The organism is Streptococcus danieliae, from assembly GCF_013415245.1.
GTDB classification, from domain to species: domain Bacteria; phylum Bacillota; class Bacilli; order Lactobacillales; family Streptococcaceae; genus Streptococcus; species Streptococcus danieliae_A.
Genome location: NZ_JACBXX010000057.1, coordinates 1 through 3239 on the forward strand (window position 1 = coordinate 1; position 3239 = coordinate 3239).

The window sequence follows — 3239 nt, forward strand, 5'->3', positions numbered from 1 at the left end:
ACTATATATAATACAATATAGGAGGTAGACGGTGAGGTATTTATTCATTCGTGCCATGATTGAGGAGCATTACGATGAGCTGACACGGACTGAAAAAGATATTGCGGATTTTTTTCTCGGTTCCTTCCCCCCGACCGTTTCTTTGGTCGCCAACCGTTTATCGGACTATCTGCATGTTTCGGAAGCGACTCTGACACGCTTTGCTCAAAAATGTGGCTTTTCAGGTTATCGAGAATTTTCCTACCAGTTGAAGGAACAGCTAGCCCAGATGCAAGGGGAGGTGCATCCGGGCTTGTCAGACAAGGCCTTAAATGTTTTGGCGGATTATGAGCAGATCCTGGATGCCAATCAAGCGTTGTTGGTAGAAGCTCATATCCATTGGCTGATGGAGCAGCTAGAGCAAGCCAAGCGTGTCTATTTTTATGGCAAGGGTTTTTCTGGTTTGGTAGCCCAGGAATACAGTATTCGCTTTTTAAGGTTGGGTTTGGTTTCTGAAGCTGTAACCAATGATGATATGTTGCACTGGGTGGATGGGGTGATTGATGCTAGCTGTTTGGTGATTGGTTTGTCGGTCTCTAGTGAAACCCAGTCGGTTTTGGATTCCCTACGAAAGGCTAGTGAGAAGGGCGCGTGAACCTGCTTGATTACGACTCAGGATAAGGGATTAGATTATATTGATTGTACCTTGAGGGTGGCCTCAACGAGGCATTTAAATTACGGAAATCGGATTTCTCCCCAGTTGCCTTTGTCCTTTGCCTTAGATATTGTTTTTGCTTATTTTATGGACCACGGTTCCAAGGAGCAAAAACAGGAATCTTATGAGCGGTCCTTGATTAATGGGCGGTCGGATAAGAAGAAGGTTTGAAAATATATCAGAAAAAGTTCCAAATACCATGAAAATATTTGGAACTTTTTTCATACCTGTTTTTTTAGCAAATTACTTGCTTTGTGAATGGGGATGGTTTATAATGAACTTGTTAAAAACAATTGTTTTGTTTGTGACAAGTGTTTTTGAAAGGGGGAGAGGCTTGTGTTAACAGAGCGTGAGCGAGAGATTTTGGATTTGATCCGCCAGGATCCCTACCAATCTCAGCAGGAATTGGCTAATCAAGTGGGTTATTCTCGGTCTACGGTTGCCAATCTGATTTCCAGTTTGGTTCAAAAAAATTATCTCCGTGGTCGGGCTTATATCCTAGAGGATTCGAAGTCGGTTGTCTGTATTGGTGGGATGAACTTGGATCGCAAGTTTTACGCTAGGGAAAGACTGCAGATGGGGACTTCTAATCCGGTGGGAGCTAGTCTCTCGGTCGGCGGGGTTGGTCGCAATATAGCGGAAAACTTGGGCCGTTTAGAGGAGGATGTTTTACTGCTATCTCTGGTAGGAGATGACCACGATGGGGAGCAGTTAAAGGCGTTGACCCAGTCCTATGTCAATCTCAAGTATGTCGAAAAGCAGAGTCACCATCCAACCAGTTCCTATGTGGCTATCCTGGATGAGGACGGGGATATGACCTTAGCGCTGGCTAATATGACCATTTGCGATGAGATGACCCCTTCTTGGTTGTCCAAATATGAAAATTTGCTACTGGATGCGAAAGGGATTGTCGCGGATTTGAATCTTCCTAAGGAGAGTCTAGATTACCTGATTCAATTGGCGCGGGAGCATGGCTTGCAGTTGGCGGTGGTCCCGGTATCGGCGCCTAAGATGAAACACCTCCCTCAAGACCTGACAGGTGTGGAGTGGCTGATTGTCAATCTGGATGAGTCGGAGGCCTATTTAGACTTGCAGTTGGGTGATGGTGTCAGCAAAAAAGATTTGACCCAGGCCTGGCTGGGGCATGGGCTCAAGCAGGTCTTGATTACGGATGGAGTTGATACCATGGTTTATGCCCATCAAGACGGGACCTATCTGGAGTTACAACCGGTTAAATTGGAGCAGGTTGTGGACGCGACGGGGGCCGGTGATGCCTTGGCCTCAGGTGTTATTTATGGTTGGTTGAATGGTTTGGCCATTCAGGAAACCTTGCAATTGGGTTTAACCAATTCTTACTATACGATTAGCTCCCAGGATACGGTTCGTCCAACCTTGTCCAAGGAGCGTCTTGCCAAAGAAAGAAAGGAACTTTTTACCAATGAAACAGTATCTTGATATTGCCCCTGAAGTTGCACAAGCCCTAGCAGAAGGCAAGCCAGTTGTGGCTCTTGAATCCACCATTATTTCACATGGTATGCCGTATCCTCAAAATGTGGAGATGGCTCAGACGGTTGAGTCCATTATCCGGGAAGAAGGAGCAGTTCCTGCGACCATCGCTATTATGGATGGAAAATACAAAATTGGTCTTAGCGCGGCAGATTTGGAGCGCTTGGCAACTGAAAAGGATGTAGCCAAGGTATCCCGACGGGATTTGGCGCTAATCCTCGCGCAAAAGAAAATCGGAGCTACTACAGTAGCGACGACCATGATTGGGGCTCACTTAGCAGGGATTCCTTACTTTGTAACCGGAGGAATTGGTGGTGTTCACCGTGGCTACGAAGAAACCATGGATGTATCTGCTGATTTGGAAGAATTGGCTCAGACGCCGGTAACAGTTATCTGTGCAGGTGCCAAGTCTATTTTGGATTTGCCAAGAACCTTGGAGTATTTGGAAACTAAAGGTGTCCCTGTTTTGGGCTACCAGACAGATGTCCTACCAGCCTTCTACACCAGCAAATCGCCTTACAAATTAAACAGCCGCGTGGAGTCTGTGGAAGAAATTGCACAAATGGACAAGGTCAGCCATGAGCTTGGTCTAAGTGCAGGTAGCTTGGTGGTGAATCCAATCCCAACGGAACATGAATTGGATGCAGCCTATATTGATGAGATTATTGCGCAAGCAGTTGTTGAAGCTGAAAAAGCAGGTATCACTGGTAAAGACATGACACCTTTCCTCTTAGGGAAAATTGTTGAGTTGACCGGTGGTGAGAGTTTGAAAGCCAACATTCAGTTGGTTTATAACAATGCCAAGGTTGGCGCACGAATCGCCAAGGCTTATAGTGAATTAAACTAAAGGGACTCTCTATAAGAGAATCGGAGGAAAGTGATAAAAGAGCAAGCTGGTCGGCTTGCTCTTTTGTAAGCGCGCTATAACCAAGTATATGAAAAAGGTTCCAGAGTTGATTGACTCGGGAACCTTTTTTATTGACAATTCTTCTGTATGATTTCAGACCATGGCAAATAGTCCTCTAGAACCTCTATTTTT

Annotated in this window: 4 protein-coding genes; all 4 read left to right on the plus strand. The window is 45.5% G+C overall.

The genetic code is table 11. The features are described 5' to 3' along the window. Positions 1-31 precede the first annotated feature (31 nt). The gene (locus HZY94_RS01545; RefSeq protein ID WP_179924733.1) at positions 32-634 is read left to right on the plus strand and encodes a MurR/RpiR family transcriptional regulator; all 603 of its coding nucleotides are present in this window, start codon (positions 32-34) and stop codon (positions 632-634) included. 6 nt (positions 635-640) lie between these two features. Beyond that, positions 641-865, plus strand: coding sequence for a hypothetical protein (locus HZY94_RS01550; protein WP_179924734.1), 225 nt, complete (start codon positions 641-643; stop codon positions 863-865). Positions 866-1030: 165 nt separating this feature from the next. Then, positions 1031-2149, plus strand: coding sequence for a carbohydrate kinase (locus HZY94_RS01555; RefSeq protein WP_179924735.1), 1119 nt, complete (start codon positions 1031-1033; stop codon positions 2147-2149). Then, positions 2133-3047 (plus strand): pseudouridine-5'-phosphate glycosidase, encoded by a 915-nt coding sequence (locus HZY94_RS01560; RefSeq protein WP_179924736.1) that lies wholly within the window; start codon positions 2133-2135, stop codon positions 3045-3047. Before HZY94_RS01555 ends, HZY94_RS01560 begins: the two co-directional genes overlap by 17 nt. The last annotated feature ends 192 nt before the right edge of the window (positions 3048-3239 follow it).

Bases quoted from the DNA above. Each gene is read 5' to 3' on its own strand.
- HZY94_RS01560 (WP_179924736.1), top strand. From the start codon at position 2,133: ATGAAACAGTATCTTGATATTGCCCCTGAAGTTGCACAAGCCCTAGCA.